This window comes from Halomonas sp. GD1P12, from assembly GCF_025725645.1.
Taxonomy (GTDB): Bacteria; Pseudomonadota; Gammaproteobacteria; order Pseudomonadales; family Halomonadaceae; genus Vreelandella.
In genome coordinates, this window is the sequence record NZ_CP107007.1 from 1415853 (window position 1) to 1433646 (window position 17794).

The window sequence follows — 17794 nt, forward strand, 5'->3', positions numbered from 1 at the left end:
CTTAGTTGAACTCGTGATTGCCCAGGGTGGCGACGTCGTAGCCCAGCACGTTCATGGCGTCGATCACCGGATGACGGTCGCCTTCACGCATGCCGCGTTCGTAGGCGATGTAGTCGCCCATTGGGTTACCCTGGAGAAAGTCGCCGTTGTCGATCAGCATCGCGTTGGTGGACTCTGCACGCACCGCGTCGATCAAGGAGGCGGTGCGGGCAAGCCCCATGGTGTCGTTGGGCTGATCGGCGTAGTAGTCGTAGGGCAGCACGTTGACGTGAATGTCGGTGGTTTCCATCAGCCGTAGGTGCGCCTGCCGGGGCGAGGCGTGCACGGCGAACGGGTGCAGCAGAATTAGCGAGGAGGAGGCGGCAAGCCCGCCCAGAAAGGTGCGGCGTGACAGGATATACGGCGCTTGGTGTAACGACATGCAGTACTCCAAAAGGCAAAAGGCGGTAGGGTTTTCTTTAAAGCGTAGCGAGACCCTATGACGCTACGTTGACGCCCCTGTTTTTTTAATAGGTTAAGACGCTGTTTTGACTATAAAAGAAAAGGCCCAAAAGCGGATAGCGCGTGGCGCGCCAAAAAAATTTTAAAAAAAGTGCATCCAAACGGGAGGCTCGTGTGTATCCCCTGTACAGCCGCCGGGAATGATGCGGCTGACAACAACCTTTAAGGAGACTGAAATGATTATTCAACATCTAACGCGTGCTACCCTGGCGACCGCCCTGATTGCATCCTTCAGTCACGCTGCTCTGGCACAAACGCCAGAGGACGTCCAGGTACCGGACGGCCACGCCGTTGCGCTCGAAACCGTCGGCGTTGGTGCGATCAAATACATGTGTGAAACCAACGATTCCGGCGACGTCGAGTGGGTCTTCAAGGGCCCGAGCGCGGCGCTCAACGACAGCGACGGCAACCAGGTTGGCAGCTATTACGGCCCGCCCGCCACGTGGGAAGCGCTGGACGGCTCCAAAGTGACCGGTACCCAGCTTGCCACTGCTGACAACGGTGAAGGCAACATTCCGCTTCAGCTGGTCGAAGCCAACCCGGCCGAAGGTGAAGGCGCCATGACCGGCGTTACTTACATTCAACGTTTGAACACCGAAGGCGGCGTCGCCCCGGACATGGAGTGTAACGCCGACCACGAAGGCGCGACCGCCATCGTCACTTACCAGGCCGACTACAACTTCTTCATGGCCGAGTAAGTCTCGCGCTATAAGAAGCAGTGAGGAGGGCTTGGCCCGCCTCAGTTGAATCAAGGGCTCGTTAAGCGGGCCCTTACTCGTTATGCTACCTCCGCGCACAGGGAAATGAGCCAGCGCATCACGAGGGAGCATGGCTGTGTCCGAAAACATCAACGAATTAGATGTCGCCGAAACGCTACGACGCTGCACCAACGGAGAGCAGGAGGCGCTTCACGCCCTCTATCGCCAGGAAGGCGCACGGATGCTCGGCGTCGTTTTGCGTATCGTCAAGGACCGCGGTATGGCGGAGGACATCGTCCACGACGCCTTTCTGTCGATCTGGCAGCGGGCCGATACCTTCGACCCGCAAAAGGGCGCCGCCCGTACCTGGATTTACAGCATCGCCCGTCACTTGGCGCTCAACGCCATTCGACGACGTGACCTGAGTGGTGACGAGGTCGAGCCGGATACCCTCGAGCAGCAGGATGTGAGACGCCCGGAAGGGCAGAGCGTCGACGCCTTCGACTGGCAAACCGGCCAGCGAATGGACGAATGCTTGAAAGAACTCGATGTCGAACGCCGCAACTGCGTGCTTCAGGCCTATGTCGATGGCTTGAGCCATGCAGAAATCGCCGCACACACGGGTGCGCCGCTGGGCACGGTCAAGGCCTGGATCAAGCGCAGCCTGGTGCGTTTAAGGGAGTGTCTGGCATGAAAGCCGCCGATCAACACGATGACAACCACGCCCTGGCGGGAGAGTACGTTCTCGGCACGCTGAGTTTTACCGAGCGCCAGGCATTCGAAGCGCGCCTGGAAAACGACCCAGCCCTACAGCAAGCGGTCCGCGACTGGGAAGAGCGCTTTTTCCCCTACAACGCGCTGACCGAGCCGGTGGCCCCGAGCGATTTTCTCTGGCCACGTATTCAGCGAAGCCTCGACGAGCGCCGCCCGGCGCCGGTCGACACGGCCTCGTTGTCGAACCCGCCCGTCCAGGCGCCCAGCCTTTGGCAGCGCCTTGGCTTCTGGCGCGCGGTGTCCGGGATGGGCGTCGCCGCCACGATCCTGATGGCCGCGCTTTTGCTGCTGCAGCCGCTGGGCCCCGCCACGCCGGAGTACATGGTGGTGCTGCTGGCGCCGCAGAGCCAGTCTGCCGGTTGGGTGGTGCAGGCGGCCAACCGCCGTCAAATCGAGCTGATACCGCTGGGCACGTTCGAGGTGCCCGAAGGCAAGACGCTGGAGTTCTGGACCAAGGCCGACGACTGGCAGCGGCCCGTGTCACTAGGGCTGGTCGAACCCGGCGAGCCCATCCGCCTGAATCTCGATGACCTGCCGCCGCTCGAGGACAACCAGCTCTTCGAGCTCACGCTGGAAGACGCCACCGGTTCGCCCACCGGCCTGCCCACCGGCCCCATCGAGTATATCGGGCGCGCCGTGGAGATCTGAGCCCTCAGAAAAAGCTCAAGCCCACCTGGAAAAGCCGCTCGACGTCGCGAATCCGGCGCTTGTCGATCACGAACAGAATCACGTGATCGCCGCTTTCCACCGTGGCGTCCCCGTGGGCGATGATCACCTCCTTGCCGCGCACCATCGCCCCGATGGTCGTGCCCTCGGGCAGGTCGATGTCGCGCACCGCCCGGCCCACCACTTTCGACGACTGCTTGTCGCCGTGGGCGATCGCCTCGATCGCTTCGGCAGCCCCGCGTCTGAGCGAATGCACGTTGACGATATCGCCCCGGCGCACGTGGGTTAAGAGGCTACCGATGGTCGCCTGCTGGGGTGAAATGGCGATATCGATCTCGCCGCCCTGCACCAGATCCACGTAGGCGGCGTTGTTGATCAGCGTCAGCACCTTCTTGGCCCCCAGCCGCTTGGCCAGAAGCGACGACATGATGTTGACCTCGTCGTCGTTGGTCAGCGCGCAGAAGATGTCGCAATCCTCGATGTTCTCCTCCTCGAGCAGCCGCTTGCTGGTGGCGCTGCCGTGGAGCACCACGGTACGGTCGAGCCGCTCGGAGAGCGTGGTACAGCGCTCGAGACTGTGCTCGATGATCTTGACCTGATGGCTGTGCTCGAGATGCTCGGCCAGGCGCTCGCCGATGTTGCCGCCGCCGGCGATCACCACCCGGCGAAAGCCGCGCTCGACGCGCCTGAGCTCGCTCATCACCGCGCGGATATCGCGCCGCGCGGCGAGAAAGAACACCTCGTCGTCGGCTTCGATCACCGTATCGCCGCGCGGGATGATCGGCCGGTTGCGCCGGTAGATCGCCGCTACGCGGGTGTCGACGTTGGGCATGTGGCGCCCCAGAAAGGCGAGGTCCTGGCCCACCAGCGGGCCGCCGTAGAACGCCTTGACCGCCACGAGCTGGACGAGCCCACCGGCGAATTCCAGCACCTGCAGCGCCCCCGGGTGTTCGATCAAGCGGCGCACGTGATCGGTGACCACCTGCTCGGGGCTGATCAAGACATCGATGGGAATCGCTTCGTGGGCAAACAGGCCCTTGCGGGTCAGATAGGGCGTGGCGCGCACCCGGGCGATCTTGGTCGGCGTGCGAAACAGCGTATGCGCCACCTGGCAGGCGATCATGTTGACTTCGTCGGAGTTGGTGACGGCGATCAGCATGTCGGCGTCCTCGCAGCCGGCCTGGCGCAGCACGATGGGGTAGGAGCCGGCGCCGGTGACGGTGCGAATATCGAGTTTGGTGTGCAGCTCGCGGAGCTTGGCGGCATCGGTGTCGACCACGGTGATGTCGTTCTCTTCACGCGCGAGGTGTTCGGCCAGCGTACCGCCGACCTGGCCGGCGCCAAGAATGATGATTTTCATCGGGGCAGGTTCACTTGATCAACAGGGCAGCGTCGATAGTCCCTTATTCATGGGGAAGCTGTCGAGAGCACGCGGTCGCAAGATCCCTCCAAAACGCCTTGAATGGCGTTTTTTTACGCCTTTTTAACGCCTGAGGCTCCAAACGACATCGAATTTTTACGCCTGCTCTTCTTATGCTCGTTGGGTCAATCACAGGAGGCGTATTGATGAATATTGTACTGCTGATCATCGCGACGGTTACGGCCACGTATCTGTTCTACGCATTAATCTGCCCCGAGCGTTTCTAGGAGATCGCCATGAACGACATGATCGCCATTTACGCGCTGGTGGCACTGCTCGGCGTGCCGCTGGGGCTCTACATGGGGCGGGCGCTGGGGAGTAGGCGAACCCGGATGGATGCGCTGTTCGCCGTCATTGAAACCCCCATCTACCGCCTGGCAGGTATCGACAGCCATCAGAGCATGACCTGGCAGGCCTATGCGCTGGCCATCCTGAAGCTCCATGCAGGGCTGATCCTGCTGGCCTGGCTGGTCTTCATGTTCCAGGGCATGCTGCCGCTGAACCCGGACGGTATCGCCGGCATGCCCTGGGATACCGCGCTGCATACGGCGGTATCGTTTGCGACCAACACCAACCAGCAGCACTACTCGGGCCAGGCGCAGCTTTCGCACCTGAGCCAGACGCTGGCGATTGTCACGCTGCAGTTTCTGACCCCAGCCACGGGGCTTGCGGTGCTGGTGGCCATCGCGCGCACGCTGTTGATCAAGCGCGGCGCCAGCGTGCTCAAAGGCGTGGGCAACTACTACCAGGACCTGACCCGCGGCGTGGTACGCGTTCTGCTGCCTCTGGCCGTCGTGGTGGCGCTGCTGCTCACCTGGCAGGGCGTACCGGCAAGCTATCAGGCGGCGCCTCAGGTTGAAATGCTGGACCCCCAGGTCGAGGAGGTACAGTCCATTCCGCTCGGGCCGGTGGCCTCCATGGTTGCCATCAAGCAGCTGGGCACCAACGGTGGCGGCTGGTACGGACCCAACTCCAGCGTGCCGCTCGAGAACCCCACGCCGCTTGCCAACGTGATTGAAACCGCCTCGCTTACGCTGATTCCGGTGGCGCTGCTGTTTGCCATTGCCCTGATCAGCGGTCGTCGGCGGCTCATGCTGGGGGTGGGGGTGGTGATGCTGGTGTTCTCGCTCGTCTCCACCTCGGTGGTGGTCTACTCCGAACGGATGCCCAACGTCGCGCTTGCCGAGCTTTCCCAGCCCGGGGCCAACCTGGAGGGCAAGGAGCTGCGTTTCGGTACGGACCTTTCCGCGCTGTGGGGCAGTTGGACCACCCAGACCTCCAACGGCTCGGTCAATGCCATGCACGACAGCTTCAACCCCATGGGCGGCATGATGCTGCTGATGGACATGTTCGTGAACGTGACCTTTGGTGGCATAGGGGTGGGGCTGATTGGCTTCTTTCTCTACCTGATGCTGGCCGCCTTTGTCGGCTCACTGATGGTCGGCCGGGCACCGGAGCTTTTCGGCAAGCCCCTGGAGACCCGCGAGATGCGCTGGATTTCCTTGGCAATTCTGGCCCAGCCGCTGGTCATTCTGGGGCTTTCGGCACTCACGGTGGCCATGCCTGGCGCCGTGCAGAATTCGAATCCCGGCTTCCATGGCCTGTCCCAGGTGCTCTACGAATTTACCTCGGCATTTGCCAACAACGGCTCCGGTTTCGAGGGGCTGGGGGACGCCACGCTTTGGTGGAACCTTGCCTGCGTGGTGGCACTTCTGGTGGGGCGTTTTCTGCCCATGCTGGTGCCTCTGGCGGTGGCCGCGTGGCTGGCGGGCAAGCGCGCGGCTCCTGCTGGCCGGGGCACGCTTCCCATGGACAGCCTGGCGTTCATGGGCCTGACCGCCGGGGTGATCGTGATTGTCAATCTGCTGGGCTTTTTGCCGGCGCTGGTGCTGGGCCCCATTGCCGAAGCCGTCGTGCAGGGCTTCTAGGAGAAACGAGATGTCAGATACACCGTTAGTCAACAAGCCACGCCGTTCGCTGCCCGTGGGGCAGGTGGTCACCGGCGCGATCAAGGGCCTGGCGCCGCAGCTTCTGGCCCGCAATCCCGTCATGGCCGTGGTCGCCATTGGCACCGTGGTGTGCTTTGCGCTGACCCCCGTGGCCTTTGCCCAGGGTGAAAACGGTGGCTTTGCCCTGGCCATTGCGCTGCTGCTGCTGGCCACGGTGCTGTTCGCCACCGGCGCGGAGTCGCTGGCGGAGTCACGCGGCAAGGCGCACGCCGGGGCACTGCGCAAGACCAAGGGGGAACTCACCGCGCAGAGGCTCGATGCCGATGGCTCGACCCACCCAGTGTCCGCCGATTCCCTGCGCCGCGGCGATAGGGTGAAGGTGATGGCCGGTGAGCTGATTCCGGCGGATGGCGACATCGTCGAGGGCGCGGCGTCCATCAACGAATCCGCGGTGACCGGCGAATCCGCCCCGGTACTGCGTGAAGCCGGTACCGATAACAGCGGTGTCAGCGCAGGTACCAAGGTGCTGTCGGATCAGCTGATCATTGAGGTAAGCGCCAACCCAGGCGAGTCGCTGCTGGATCGCATGATTGCCCTGGTCGAAGGTGCCAGCCGTCAGAAGACGCCTTCGGAGCTGGCGCTGTCGGTGCTGCTGGCCATGCTCACCCTGGTGTTTCTGATCGTGGTGGTGACCCTGGTGCCCATGGCTGCCTTCGTCGGTGTGGAAACGTCCACGGTGATGCTGGTGGCGCTGCTGGTGTGTTTGATTCCCACCACCATCGGCGGCCTGCTGCCGGCCATCGGCATTGCCGGCATGGAGCGCGCCCTGCGCGCCAACCTGGTGGCCAAGTCGGGCAAGGCCGTCGAGATTGCCGGCAGCATCGATACGCTGCTGCTGGACAAGACCGGCACCATTACCCTGGGGGATCGCCGCGCCACGGAGTTTGCCCCCTGCCAGCAGGTATCGCGCCAGCGCCTGCGCGACGTGGCATTCTTGACCTCACTGGACGATCCGACCCCGGAAGGCCGCTCGATTGTCGCGCTGGCCACCGAGCAGGGCGTGGATAGTCAGCTCAGTGAAGAGGCCGACGGCGCCACGTTTGAAGCCTTCAGCGCACAGACCCGGCTATCCGGCGTTGACCTGACGAGTGGACGCACGCTGCGCAAAGGGGCACCCAACGCCATCGCCGCTTGGGTGACGGCGCAGGGCGGCGAGATACCCGGCGACTACGAGCAGGTGATTGCGCGTATTTCCCGAGACGGCGCCACGCCCATCGCCGTGGCCGAAGGCAAGCAGCTGCTGGGCGTGGTGGCACTGTCTGACGTGATCAAGAGCGGTATTGCAGAGAAGTTTGCCGAGCTGCGCGCCATGGGCATCAAGACGGTCATGATCACCGGCGACAACCCGATCACCGCCTCGGCGATTGCCGCCACGGCAGGGGTGGATGACTACATTGCCGAGGCGACGCCGGAGCGCAAGCTGGCGCTGATTCGCGAGGAGCAGGCCAGCGGTCGCCTGGTGGCCATGGTCGGGGACGGCACAAACGATGCGCCCGCGCTTGCCCAAGCGGATCTTGGTCTGGCGATGAACTCGGGCACTCAGGCCGCCCGCGAAGCCGCCAACATGGTGGATCTGGACTCCGACCCCGGCAAGCTGATCAGCGCGGTGGAAATCGGCAAGCAGCTGCTGGTGACGCGCGGAGCGCTGACCACGTTTTCGCTGGCCAACGACGTCGCCAAGTACTTCGTCATCCTCCCGGCGCTGTTTGCCGCGAGCATTCCAGCGCTTGGCGTGCTGGATGTGATGAATCTGCACTCGCCCACTTCGGCGGTGCTGGCCGCGGTGCTGTTCAATGCGCTGATCATTCCGGCACTGATCCCCTTCGCCCTGCGCGGGGTGTCGGTCAAGGCGGCCTCAGCCACGGAGCTTCTGCGTCGCAATCTGCTCATCTATGGGCTTGGCGGGCTGCTGCTGCCGTTCCCTGCCATCAAGCTGCTGGACATGCTGATCGCCCTGTTCCTTTAGGAGAAACATCGATGGAAACTGTCGAGAACGTCGAGCAAGAAACGTTACACGTGGAAGACGAGGCCCTCCAGACACGCGCCTCGTGGAGCAGCGCGCTGCGCTTTCTGGCCGTGATGGCCGTGCTTTTGGGGCTTGCCTACCCGCTGGCCACCACCGCCGTCGGCGGCTGGCTGTTTCCGGAACAGGCGGGCGGCAGCCTGCTGCGGGACGCCTCGGGAAGGGTCATCGGCTCCCGCCTGGTCGCCCAGACCTTTGTGGGCAATGAATACTTTATCGGCCGACCCTCTGCCGCGGGCAACGATGCGGCCAGTGTATCCGGCTCCAATCTGGCACCCAGCAACGTGGCGCTGCGCGAGCGGGCTGAAGCCGACGCCCAGGCCATTGCCCTGCGTGAAGGTGTCAGTGTCGATCAGATACCTGTCGATCTGATTACCGCCTCCGGTTCCGGGGTTGACCCGCATATTTCGCCGGAAGCCGCCAGGCTCCAGGTGGCAAGGGTAGCGCAGGCACGCCAAATCGACGAAGCTAGCGTGACCGCGCTGCTTGAGCCCGCCCTTGAGAATACCGGCTGGCTGGGGGCGCCGATGATCAACGTGCTGCGTCTGAACGCAAGCCTTGATGAACGCTACCCGGCTGCACCGGGGGCTGACTCGGCAGCAAACGATACCCCTTCAAACACCGTGGAGTGACACGATGTACTCAGCGGATCCGCGGCCCGATCCCGATGCATTACTCAAAGCCGCGCGCCGGGAGGCGCGCGGCTGTTTGCGTGTATTCCTGGGCGCCGCTCCTGGCGTCGGCAAGACCTACACCATGCTGCGCACCGCGCGTGAACGCATGGAAGAGGGCGAGGATATCGTGATCGGCGTGGTGGAGTCCCACGGGCGTGCCGACACCGAGGCGCTGTGCGAGGGGCTGGCGCGCATTCCGCTTTCGCCCCTGCAGCACCACGGGCGAACGTTTCACGAGTTCGATCTCGATGCCGCCCTGGCGCGGCGCCCCGGCATTCTGCTGGTGGATGAACTCGCCCATCGCAATATCCCCGGCAGCCGCCACGCCAGACGCTATCAGGATATCGAGGAGCTTCTGGAGGCGGGCATCGACGTGTGGACCACGGTCAACGTCCAGCATCTGGAGAGCCTCAATGACGACGTCGCCCGGATTACCGGCATCCGCATGCGCGAAACCGTGCCCGATACGCTGCTCGAGCGCGCCCGCGATGTATCGCTGGTTGACCTCACGCCCGAAGAGTTACTCGAGCGTCTGAGGCGTGGCAAGGTGTACATCCCCGAGCAGGCCCGGGCCGCCATGGAGGGGTATTTCAACGAGTCGAACCTCAACGCGCTGCGCGAGCTGGCCATTCAGACCATGGCCGAGCGGGTCGATGCCGATGTAAAGGTGGCCATGGACGCCGGCGGGCGGGCGGGGCCCTGGCCGGTCAGGCCGCATCTGGTCGTGGTCATCAACGGCGGTGACGAGGATATATCGCTGGTGCGCGCGGCCCACCGGATGGCCGAGCGGCGCCTGGCGGTGTGGCGCGCCGTCTATGTAGACAAGGGCGCCGACAGCGCCGAGCAGCAGCTGGCGGTCGAACAGACCTTCAGCCTGGTGACCCGATTGGGCGGTGATTCGCTACGCCTGCAGGGGCAAAGCCAGCTGGGGGAAGTGGTCAATTACGCCCGCGCCATCAATGCCACCACGATCGTGGTGGGGCGCGAGGTCAGACGCCGCGCATGGCCATGGTCGCGGCCGCTGGCTCAGCGGTTGCTGGCCCGTGCCGAGGCATTCGATATCGTCGTGGTGGCAAAGGGGAGCGGCAACCGCCGTCGGCCGCTGCGTCGCCTGGGGGTACGGCTGCGTCCTTCTCAGTTCATCGCCACCAGCCTGGGCGTGGCGGCGTCGCTTGGCGTGGCGCTTTTGCTGGAACCCTGGCTGGAGCTTGCCAATCTGTCGCTGGTGTTTCTGGCCGCGGTCCTGTTCAGCGCCGTATGGGCAGGCACCACCATGGCCATGTTCAGCGCCGTGGCCGGTTTTCTGGTGTTCAATTTCTTCTTTACCCAGCCGCGCCTGACCTTTGCGATGGTGGAGCGCGGCCAGCTGCTGACGGTGGTGCTGTTCTTTCTGGTGGCCCTGGTGGTGGGCCAGCTTGCCGGGCGCGGGCGTCAGCGGCTGATGGCGCTGCGCGCAAGCCGCGATCAGACCCGGCTGCTGCTGCGCTACGCCGAGCAGCTCTCCATGGCGACCGACAGCAAGGGCGTTGCCAAGGTGGGGGTGGATACCCTGGTGGACTGCTTTATGGTGCCTACCGCCTTTCTCGAGAGTGCCGAAAGTGCCAGCGAAGTGCGCGTAGTGCATGCGCTGCCGGCTTCCGAGCACCTGGACATCACCGCCCGGCAGGCCGCGGTATGGAGCTGGCAGCACCAGAAACCCAGCGGCCGCGGCACCCAGACGCTCAGCCAGCAGGCCTGGCGCCTGACGCCGCTGACCGTGCAGGGGCAAGGCGTGGGCATGCTGGCGCTCAAGCTGTCGGCGGCTCCCAAGGCCTTGAGCCACGAGCAGGAAGCGCTGATGGATACCCTGGTGCGCCAGCTCAGCATGGCGCTGGAGCGTACCCGCCTGGTGTCCGAGCTCAACGCCACGCGGGTGTCCGAGGAGAACGAGCGGCTGCGCTCGGCGCTGCTGTCATCGGTCTCCCACGATCTGCGCACGCCGCTTGCCTCGATCATCGGGGCGACCAGCTCGCTGATCGACCTCAGGCCACAGCTCAGCGACAGTGACCAGCGCGAACTGCTCGACGGTATTCTGTCCGAAAGTGAGCGCCTTAACCGCTACATCCAGAACCTGCTGGACATGACGCGTCTGGGCCACGGCACGCTCAAACTCGAGCGTGACTGGGTGGCGTTCGAGGACCTGATCAACTCGGCGCTCAAACGCCTGGGGCACTCCTTGAAGCACGTGACGGTGCGCCGGTTTTGGCCCGCGTCACTGCCGCTTTTGTACGTTCATCCGGCGCTGATCGAGCAGGCGCTGGTCAACGTGCTGGATAACGCCCAGCGATTTTCACCGCCGGGTGGGGAGCTTTCCATCAAGGCGCATCTGCGTGAAGGAGAGCCCGCGACGCTGGTAATCACCATCGAGGATCAGGGGCCGGGCATTGCTCACGATCTGCGCGAGCAGGTATTCGACATGTTCTACAGCGGTGGCGACGGCGACCGCAGTGCTCACGGCAGTGGCCTGGGGCTTGCGATCTGCCGCGGCATGGTCGGCGCCCACGGGGGCACGATCAGTGCCGATACCGCAGAAAGCGGGCGGGGCACCGCCATCATCATGACCCTGCCGCTATTGGAGACCGACCCAGGAAGAGCCGATGAAGAGTGAAGGCAGCACACGCATACTGATTGTTGACGACGAGCCGCAGATCCGGCGTTTTCTGCGCATCAGTCTGGCGTCCCAGGGGTACTCGGTAATCGAAGCCGAGAACGGCGAGCAGGCGCTGGGCGCGGTGTATACCCAGGCGCCGGACGTGGTGCTGCTCGATCTGGGACTGCCCGACATGGATGGCCATGAGGTGCTGCGCGGCATCCGCGAGCACAGCAGCGTGCCGGTGATCGTGGTCTCCGTGCGCGACCGTGAAGAGGAGAAGGTCAGCTCGCTGGATAACGGTGCCAACGACTACGTGACCAAGCCGTTCGGCATTCAAGAGCTTCTGGCGCGTATCCGCGCCGTGCAGCGCCAGGCGCTGCGGGCGAAGGGCGAGGCGGTCGCCCGCTGCTATACAAGCCAGGGGCTCACCATTGACCTGGAGCTTCGCCGGGTAGCGTTGAACCAGGTGCCGGTGCACCTGACTCGCAAGGAGTTCGCGGTGCTGGCCCGCCTGTGCCGCTATGCGGGCCGGGTGGTGACCCAGACCCAGCTACTCAAGGAAGTGTGGGGCCCGACCCACGTGGACGATACCCACTACCTTCGCATCGTGGTCAGCCGGCTGCGCCAGAAACTCGGCGACGACCCCCAGACGCCGGTACTGCTGCAGACCGAAGCCGGCGTCGGGTATCGGCTTCTAGTGGAGCCCGTGCGCGCGCACGCCATCTAGCGACGCCAGAACATCGGTGTCATCAGTACCACCACGGTGAGGATTTCCAGCCGGCCCATCAGCATGCCGATGCACAAAAGCCACTTCGCCGCGTCCGGCAGGGTGTAGAAGTTGCCGGCCGGGCCAATGGTATCGCCAAGCCCCGGGCCCACGTTGGCGACCGCCGTGGCCGCCCCGGTCACGGCGGTTACCAGGTCCAGCCCCAGCACAGAGAGCAGCAGGGCCAGCACCGCGATGGTGATGAAGAAGAAGAAGGAAAACGCCACCACGCTTCTGGAAATATCGCTGGTAACCGGCTGCTGGTTATAGTGCGTGGTGAAGACACCGTTGGCATGAATCAGATAGCGCAGCTGGTTGCGCAGCATCAGCATGGCAATCTGGAAACGGAAGATCTTCATGCCACCGCTGGTGGAGCCGCTGCAGCCCCCGACAAAGGTCAGGTAGAAAAACGCCACCACCGGCAGCGACCCCCACAGCGTGTAATCATCCGACGCGTAGCCGGTGGTGGTGACAACGGAAATCACGTTGAAGGTAACGTGGGTGAGCGACACGAACCAGTCATCGCCCTGAAGCACCCGCCAGGCGCTGAGGATCAGGATCGCCGCCAGCAGCAGCTTCAAGAGCCCGCGTACCTGCTGGTCTTTCCACAGCGCGCTGCGTGAGGTGCGGATAAAGCGGATATACAGCACGAAGGGCAGCGCACCGCTGAGCATGAAGGCGCTGGCCATCCACAAGAGCCAGGGCTTTTCCGCATAAGCCCCGAAGGAGGCGTCGGAGTTGGCAAAGCCGCCTGTCGAAAGCGATGACATGGCATGCACGATGGCGTCCAGTGGGTGCATGCCGCCTAGCCAGTAGCAGATCATGGCCAGTAGGGTCAGCGCCACATAGATGCTCAAGGTGGCCTTGGCAATGCCGCCTGTTCGCGGCATCACCTTGTCCGACCAGTCGGAGGACTCGGTATGGAAAAGGCGCATGCCGCCCACTTTCAGAAACGGCAGAATGGCGATGCCCATCACGATGATGCCTATACCGCCGAGCCACTGCATCAAACCCCGCCAGAGCTTGAGGCCGTCAGAAAGATGCTCGATGCCCACCATCACGGTGGAGCCGGTGGTGGTGATCGCCGACACCGATTCGAACACCGCATTGGTGACGCTCAATTGCGGGGCGCCCAGAATCAAGGGAAGGCTTGCAAAGCCGCTGACGCTCGCCCAGCTTGCCGCGGTTAGCACAAACATCTGCCAGGGTTTAAGCTCAATGGGAACGCGGTGCGTCGCGGCAAGCGCCCCCCCGGCGAGCGTCATCACGATCACGATCGCCAGAATGAAGGCCTTGGCGTCCGGGTCATGTTCCCAGAGCAGCACCACTAGCGGCACCAGCATGAAAAGCGCCAGCACTACCCAGAGCACCGCCAGAATTCGCACGATGGGCGCAAAGCGCCGGCGAAGCGCCCAGTGTTTCACTCTATGCACATTCAAAAAGGGCATTGCGTTCCCTCGAGGATCATCCAGCGCTATCTCAGCACGGGGTAGTATAAAAAGTCTGTAAAAAGTAAGGGATACTTTTTTTATGCCAGCAAGTCTTTAGCGAGCGGTCTTGGCTGGCACGGCGGCGTATTCAGACGCGCTGGCCGAGCAGTGATCATTTAGTAGTAAAATTACATCGTTTATTGCGTATAGTGGCCGCCATCGGATAACTTTTAGGTAATTAAACAACGTTGAGCGGCCTCAAGATTCAAGGAGTCACGATGAGCCAGCCCCAATCCCCTCTGGGCGACCCCAACCACGCCATCGATTTGGCGCTGTTCGGCGCGCTGGGGGACCTTGCCACGCGCAAGCTCTTTTTAGCCCTTTATCATCTCGACCGCGAAGGGCTGATGCCTGAGGCCACGCGCATTTTGGGGCTTGCCCGCCAGGAGCACGATACCGAGGCTTTTCGCGAGCTGGTCAATGAGGCGCTCCAAAAACGTCTCAAAAATGATGATCAGGACCCGGAAAGTCTCGCGCGCTTTTTGAACCGGCTCGAGTACCTGCAGCTCGACTTCAAAGAGGCCGAAGGTTACGCCGCAATCAAACAGTGGCGCGAAGGCTCGAAGCATCCCATGGTGGTGTATCTCTCCGTGGCGGCGCGCATCTACGGCGATATCTGCCATAACCTCTCAACGAGCGAAAGCCTCGACGACGATACCCGCGTGGTGGTGGAAAAACCCATCGGCTACGACCTGGTGTCCTCGAAAGAGGTTAACGACGCCATCGGCGCTGTCTTCCCGGAAGAGCGCGTCTACCGCATCGACCACTACCTCGGTAAAGAAACGGTACAAAACCTGATCGCGCTGCGCTTTGCCAACCCCTTGTTCGGTACCCAGTGGAATCAGAACCACATTTCACATGTGGAGATCACCGTAGCCGAGAAGGTCGGTATCGAAGGGCGCTGGGGCTACTTCGACGACGCCGGCCAGCTTCGCGATATGGTGCAAAACCACCTGCTCCAGCTTCTTTGTCTGATCGCCATGGACCCGCCGTCGAATCTGGACGCCGATGCCATTCGCGACGAAAAGGTCAAGGTGCTCAAGGCGCTCAAGCCGTTTACCGGCGAGGCGCTGGGGCGCGACGTGGTGCGCGGTCAGTACATTGCCGGCACCAGCGATGGCCAGTCCGTGCCGGGCTACCTGGAAGAAGACGACGCCAATACCGAAAGCCGCACGGAAACCTTTGTGGCGATGAAAACCGAGGTGTCCAACTGGCGCTGGGCCGGCGTGCCGTTCTACCTGCGCACCGGCAAGCGGATGCCGGAAAAGCTGTCCCAGATCGTCATTCACTTTCGCCAGCAGCCGCACTACATCTTCGACCCCGACCAGCGCGATATCGCCGCCAACAAGCTGATCATCCGTCTGCAGCCGGAAGAGGGCATCGCGCTTCAGGTACTGACCAAGGATAGCGGCCTGGACAAGGGCATGCGCCTGCGCCCCGGCCCGCTGCATCTGGACTTCAACAGCGCTTTTCCCAAGTCGCGGATTCCCGATGCCTACGAGCGGCTGCTGCTGGAAGTGATGAAGGGCCAGCAGTACCTGTTCGTGCGCCGCGACGAAGTCGAGTACGCCTGGCACTGGTGCGACCAGCTCATCGAAGGTTGGAAAACGCGCGAAACGCCGCCCCGGCGCTACCCGGCGGGCTCCTGGGGGCCGGTGGCGTCGATCGCCATGATCACCCAGGACGGGCGCAGCTGGTACGAGGACTACTGACATGAGCAACGCACGTAAAGCGCTGGCCGAACAGCTGGCCGAAGCGGTTTATCAGGCCCTGGCCGAGGATCTCGAGCGCCAGGAGAAGGTGCTTTTGGTCGTCTCCGGCGGCTCCACGCCGGTGCCATTTTTTACCGCCCTCGCCCAAAGGCCGCTTGCCTGGGAGCGGGTGCAGGTGACGCTGGCCGACGAGCGCTGGGTCGATGTCGAAAGCCCGGACAGCAACGCCCGTCTCGTGCGTGAGCATCTGCTGGTGGGGGAGGCGGCAAACGCCGATTTCATCCCCTTGACCAGCGAGGCCGCAACGCCGGAGCAAGGCGTGGAAGAGGTCGCTCGGCGCCTCGAGCCGCTCGCCTGGCCGGCAAGCGTCGTCATTCTGGGCATGGGCGGCGATGGCCACACCGCCTCGCTCTTTCCCGATAGCCCCGAGCTTGGCCTTGCCATGACCACCGATGAGGCGCTGGTCGCGGTGCGCACGCCCAGCCAGCCGCAGCCGCGCATTACCCTGAGCGCCGACCGCCTGCACCAGGCGCGGCGCCACTTTCTACACATCACCGGCGACGACAAGCGCGCCGTACTCGGCAGCGCCATGGGCGGCGACGATGTTCGACAGCTGCCTATCCGCGCCTTTTTAAGCTGCCCGCTGGCCATCTACTGGGCACCCTGACCCCCCCACTGCACGCCCGCGTTAGGGTTTGGAGATTTTATGACAATCGATAAACAGCTTCCGTCCAGCCGTACCGCCGAGCTCGACAGCATCTGCCTCAAGGCCGAGGTCATCCCGGTGATCACCATCGAGCGTATCGAAGACGCGGTGCCCATGGGCCGCGCGCTGATCGACGGTGGGATCAACGTACTGGAAGTGACGCTTCGCACCGACTGCGCGCTCGAGGCCATCAAGCGCATGAAAAAGGAGCTGACGGGCGCGAGCATCGGTGTGGGCACCGTGCTTACCCCCGCCCAGTATCGCCAGGCCGAAGAGGCCGGCGCGGATTTCGTCGTCACCCCCGGCACGACCGAGGCGCTCTACCGCTATGGTGTAGAGAGCCCGGTACCGATGCTACCCGGCGTCTCCACCGTCTCCGAGCTGATGACCGGCTGGCAGTACGGCTACCGCCGCTTCAAGTTCTTCCCGGCAGAATCGAGCGGCGGCGCCAAGGCGATCAAGGCCTTTGGCGGTCCAATTGCCGAGGCGCGCTTTTGCCCCACCGGCGGCATCACGCTGGACAACGCCGAGGAGTACCTGAAACTGCCCAACGTCATGTGCATCGGCGGCTCCTGGCTGACACCGAAAGCAATGGTCGACGCCGAGGACTGGGAGGGCATCAAAAAGCTCGCCCAGCAAGCGGCGGAGCGTTTTCACCACTAGGCTCTTGCGCCAAGTAAAAAAGGCTCGAGCGGATCAACCGCTCGGGCCTTTTTCGTTCAAGAGGGCATGTTAGGCGCCTATGTCTACTCGAAACCGGGAATATCACCTCGAGTAGGCAAGGCAGCGTAGGCGCCGGGGCGGGTAACGGCGTGGGCGCCGCAGCGACAGGCCAGTGTAAGGGCTTCGATCAGCACGTCAGGGTCTTTTAGCGCGCGCTCGATGTTGTCAAGCCGGCAGAGCCGTGCCAGAAAGCCGCCCATGAAGGCGTCGCCACCGGCGGTGGTATCCACCGCCTTGACCGGCGGCGGGGTGAGGCGATGCTCGAAGTGGGCGGTTTTAAGCACGGCTTCGTGAGGGCCGTCGGTCACCAGTATCGCGTTGGCACTGGCGGCCAGGCGCGCGTCGAGCCACCGGGCCGGGGGCTGGTCGCCGCGCAGGTAGTCGAGCTCTTCGCGGGAGACCTTGATGAGCGCGGCCTCGTCGAGCAGCTCAATCACGCGCTCGATCGAGGCCATCCCCCCGGCCCACAGGTTGTGGCGCAGGTTGGCGTCCACGCTGACCAGAGCGCCTGAGCGGCGCGCCCGGCGAGTCAGGGCAAGGGTGGTGTCGAAAATGGCGGGCTCGGTCAGGCTGTTACTGCACACGTGCCAGATCAACGGGCGTGCGAAGGTATCTCCGGGAAGGTGCTTCTCGCGATACAGCAGATCCGCGGCTGGCGGGCGGTAGAAGTCGAAGGTGCGCTCGCCCTCGGCGTCTCGTGAAACGAACGCCAGCGCCGTTCGCGCTTCACGCGTGGTGACGATGCCTTGAGTCTCCACGCCGTGGTGGGCGAGTTCGGCGGTAATGAAGCGCCCGAAACTGTCATCGCCGACCATGCCAAGAAACCGGCTCTTCACACCCAGCCGTGCGCAGGCCACTGCCACGTTGGCGGGCGCGCCGCCGGCATAGGGGGTGAACGTTTCCGGGCCTGCTTCGTCGCCTAATCGGCTAGAAAGCATATCGACCAGCGCCTCGCCAAAGGTCACGACTGGCGTCATGCATACCTCCTCATACGCGCTTT

General features: G+C 63.5%; 16 protein-coding genes. 12 read left to right on the forward strand and 4 right to left on the reverse strand.

Annotated elements, in window-relative coordinates; translation table 11 throughout:
• Position 1 precedes the first annotated feature (1 nt).
• A complete protein-coding gene (locus OCT39_RS06585; RefSeq protein WP_263586866.1) occupies positions 2–421 on the reverse strand; it encodes a metallophosphoesterase in 420 nt (139 codons plus the stop codon).
• Between the two features lie 256 nt (positions 422–677).
• Between OCT39_RS06585 and OCT39_RS06590 the strand changes: the two genes are divergently transcribed.
• From OCT39_RS06590 to OCT39_RS06600, 3 genes are all read left to right on the forward strand, one after another.
• Positions 678–1199: a DUF3455 domain-containing protein gene (locus OCT39_RS06590; RefSeq protein WP_263586867.1), complete on the forward strand. Its 522-nt coding sequence runs from the start codon at positions 678–680 to the stop codon at positions 1197–1199.
• Positions 1200–1329: 130 nt separating this feature from the next.
• A complete protein-coding gene (locus OCT39_RS06595) occupies positions 1330–1893 on the forward strand; it encodes a sigma-70 family RNA polymerase sigma factor (RefSeq protein WP_263586868.1) in 564 nt (187 codons plus the stop codon).
• Positions 1890–2621 carry an anti-sigma factor domain-containing protein gene (locus OCT39_RS06600; RefSeq protein WP_263586869.1) on the forward strand — a complete coding sequence of 244 codons (732 nt, stop codon included), beginning with the start codon at positions 1890–1892 and terminating at the stop codon, positions 2619–2621. Before OCT39_RS06595 ends, OCT39_RS06600 begins: the two co-directional genes overlap by 4 nt.
• 4 nt (positions 2622–2625) lie before the next feature.
• Here the strand turns inward: OCT39_RS06600 and trkA are convergent, their stop codons facing one another.
• The gene (trkA, locus tag OCT39_RS06605) at positions 2626–3999 is read right to left on the reverse strand and encodes a Trk system potassium transporter TrkA (RefSeq protein WP_263586870.1); all 1374 of its coding nucleotides are present in this window, start codon (positions 3997–3999) and stop codon (positions 2626–2628) included.
• Positions 4000–4205: 206 nt separating this feature from the next.
• On the opposite strand from trkA, the gene kdpF reads away from it, so the two are divergent.
• The 6 genes from kdpF (at position 4206) to OCT39_RS06630 (ending at position 12124) form a co-directional block, all read left to right on the forward strand.
• Positions 4206–4286 carry a K(+)-transporting ATPase subunit F gene (gene kdpF, locus OCT39_RS17440; RefSeq protein WP_106376159.1) on the forward strand — a complete coding sequence of 27 codons (81 nt, stop codon included), beginning with the start codon at positions 4206–4208 and terminating at the stop codon, positions 4284–4286.
• A gap of 9 nt (positions 4287–4295) precedes the next feature.
• Complete coding sequence (kdpA, locus tag OCT39_RS06610; RefSeq protein ID WP_263586871.1) at positions 4296–5987, forward strand: potassium-transporting ATPase subunit KdpA; 1692 nt, start codon at positions 4296–4298, stop codon at positions 5985–5987.
• A 10-nt stretch (positions 5988–5997) separates the two neighbouring features.
• The gene (kdpB, locus tag OCT39_RS06615; protein ID WP_263586872.1) at positions 5998–8034 is read left to right on the forward strand and encodes a potassium-transporting ATPase subunit KdpB; all 2037 of its coding nucleotides are present in this window, start codon (positions 5998–6000) and stop codon (positions 8032–8034) included.
• An 11-nt stretch (positions 8035–8045) separates the two neighbouring features.
• The gene (gene kdpC / locus OCT39_RS06620; protein WP_263586873.1) at positions 8046–8723 is read left to right on the forward strand and encodes a potassium-transporting ATPase subunit KdpC; all 678 of its coding nucleotides are present in this window, start codon (positions 8046–8048) and stop codon (positions 8721–8723) included.
• A 76-nt stretch (positions 8724–8799) separates the two neighbouring features.
• A complete protein-coding gene (locus OCT39_RS06625; RefSeq protein ID WP_263586874.1) occupies positions 8800–11412 on the forward strand; it encodes a sensor histidine kinase in 2613 nt (870 codons plus the stop codon).
• Positions 11402–12124, forward strand: a complete 723-nt coding sequence (locus tag OCT39_RS06630; RefSeq protein WP_263586875.1) for a response regulator — start codon at positions 11402–11404, stop codon at positions 12122–12124. The genes OCT39_RS06625 and OCT39_RS06630 overlap by 11 nt, the downstream gene beginning before the upstream one ends.
• On the opposite strand, the gene OCT39_RS06635 is transcribed toward OCT39_RS06630, so the two are convergent.
• Positions 12121–13611 carry a TrkH family potassium uptake protein gene (locus tag OCT39_RS06635; RefSeq protein WP_263586876.1) on the reverse strand — a complete coding sequence of 497 codons (1491 nt, stop codon included), beginning with the start codon at positions 13609–13611 and terminating at the stop codon, positions 12121–12123. The genes OCT39_RS06630 and OCT39_RS06635 overlap by 4 nt on opposite strands.
• Positions 13612–13871: 260 nt before the next feature.
• Here OCT39_RS06635 and zwf point away from each other — a divergent pair, with 260 nt between their 5' ends.
• Genes zwf through OCT39_RS06650 form a run of 3 tightly spaced genes read left to right on the forward strand, consistent with a single transcriptional unit; the run spans position 13872 to position 16734 of the window.
• A complete protein-coding gene (gene zwf / locus OCT39_RS06640) occupies positions 13872–15365 on the forward strand; it encodes a glucose-6-phosphate dehydrogenase (protein ID WP_263586877.1) in 1494 nt (497 codons plus the stop codon).
• Between the two features lies 1 nt (position 15366).
• Positions 15367–16032 carry a 6-phosphogluconolactonase gene (pgl, locus tag OCT39_RS06645; protein WP_263586878.1) on the forward strand — a complete coding sequence of 222 codons (666 nt, stop codon included), beginning with the start codon at positions 15367–15369 and terminating at the stop codon, positions 16030–16032.
• Between the two features lie 39 nt (positions 16033–16071).
• Positions 16072–16734 carry a bifunctional 4-hydroxy-2-oxoglutarate aldolase/2-dehydro-3-deoxy-phosphogluconate aldolase gene (locus OCT39_RS06650; RefSeq protein ID WP_263586879.1) on the forward strand — a complete coding sequence of 221 codons (663 nt, stop codon included), beginning with the start codon at positions 16072–16074 and terminating at the stop codon, positions 16732–16734.
• Between the two features lie 83 nt (positions 16735–16817).
• Here OCT39_RS06650 and OCT39_RS06655 read toward each other — a convergent pair whose 3' ends face one another.
• Positions 16818–17771 carry a carbohydrate kinase family protein gene (locus OCT39_RS06655; protein ID WP_263586880.1) on the reverse strand — a complete coding sequence of 318 codons (954 nt, stop codon included), beginning with the start codon at positions 17769–17771 and terminating at the stop codon, positions 16818–16820.
• Positions 17772–17794: the final 23 nt, after the last annotated feature.

Excerpts from the sequence above, each read along its gene's own strand:
- OCT39_RS06600 (WP_263586869.1), top strand. The coding sequence starts at position 1,890 with ATGAAAGCCGCCGATCAACACGATGACAACCACGCCCTGGCGGGAGAG.
- OCT39_RS06590 (WP_263586867.1), top strand. The coding sequence starts at position 678 with ATGATTATTCAACATCTAACGCGTGCTACCCTGGCGACCGCCCTGATT.
- kdpA (WP_263586871.1), top strand. The coding sequence starts at position 4,296 with ATGAACGACATGATCGCCATTTACGCGCTGGTGGCACTGCTCGGCGTG.
- trkA (WP_263586870.1), bottom strand. The coding sequence starts at position 3,999 with ATGAAAATCATCATTCTTGGCGCCGGCCAGGTCGGCGGTACGCTGGCC.
- OCT39_RS06650 (WP_263586879.1), top strand. The coding sequence starts at position 16,072 with ATGACAATCGATAAACAGCTTCCGTCCAGCCGTACCGCCGAGCTCGAC.
- OCT39_RS06585 (WP_263586866.1), bottom strand. The coding sequence starts at position 421 with ATGTCGTTACACCAAGCGCCGTATATCCTGTCACGCCGCACCTTTCTG.
- kdpF (WP_106376159.1), top strand. The coding sequence starts at position 4,206 with ATGAATATTGTACTGCTGATCATCGCGACGGTTACGGCCACGTATCTG.
- OCT39_RS06630 (WP_263586875.1), top strand. The coding sequence starts at position 11,402 with ATGAAGAGTGAAGGCAGCACACGCATACTGATTGTTGACGACGAGCCG.
- OCT39_RS06595 (WP_263586868.1), top strand. The coding sequence starts at position 1,330 with ATGGCTGTGTCCGAAAACATCAACGAATTAGATGTCGCCGAAACGCTA.
- kdpB (WP_263586872.1), top strand. The coding sequence starts at position 5,998 with ATGTCAGATACACCGTTAGTCAACAAGCCACGCCGTTCGCTGCCCGTG.
- OCT39_RS06655 (WP_263586880.1), bottom strand. The coding sequence starts at position 17,771 with ATGACGCCAGTCGTGACCTTTGGCGAGGCGCTGGTCGATATGCTTTCT.
- pgl (WP_263586878.1), top strand. The coding sequence starts at position 15,367 with ATGAGCAACGCACGTAAAGCGCTGGCCGAACAGCTGGCCGAAGCGGTT.
- zwf (WP_263586877.1), top strand. The coding sequence starts at position 13,872 with ATGAGCCAGCCCCAATCCCCTCTGGGCGACCCCAACCACGCCATCGAT.
- OCT39_RS06635 (WP_263586876.1), bottom strand. The coding sequence starts at position 13,611 with ATGCCCTTTTTGAATGTGCATAGAGTGAAACACTGGGCGCTTCGCCGG.
- kdpC (WP_263586873.1), top strand. The coding sequence starts at position 8,046 with ATGGAAACTGTCGAGAACGTCGAGCAAGAAACGTTACACGTGGAAGAC.